The sequence below is a fragment of the Schumannella sp. 10F1B-5-1 genome (assembly GCF_006517535.1).
In the GTDB taxonomy this organism is placed as follows: domain Bacteria; phylum Actinomycetota; class Actinomycetes; order Actinomycetales; family Microbacteriaceae; genus Schumannella.
The window spans coordinates 1-250 of record NZ_VHQH01000216.1; the positions used below are offsets into that span (position 1 = coordinate 1).

Genomic DNA, 250 nt, shown 5'->3' on the forward strand with positions numbered 1-250 from the left:
TCACCCGGGCCACGTCCTCGGCCGTCATGCCGGCCCGGATCTGGGCCTGGATCTCGCGGGGAGCGAGTCGTCGCAGGGGACCGGGGTCGGGCATCGAGGCGCGCAGCCGCGACTGCACGGTCTCGTCGACCTCGACGCGGTACTCGTCCCCGTCGTCGGAGGCGACCAGGAGCGAGCCGTTCTCGACTCCGATGACCTTGAGCTCTTGCATGCGGAACGACCTCCAGCCGTCATGATCCGAGGTCAGGAT

General features: G+C 69.2%; 1 protein-coding gene. It reads right to left on the reverse strand.

Annotated features, from left to right (window positions below; genetic code table 11):
* The coding region (sepH, locus tag FJ658_RS15475; protein WP_141146239.1) for a septation protein SepH at nt 1-211 on the reverse strand (211 nt) is incomplete at its 3' end.
* Between the last annotated feature and the right edge of the window lie 39 nt (nt 212-250).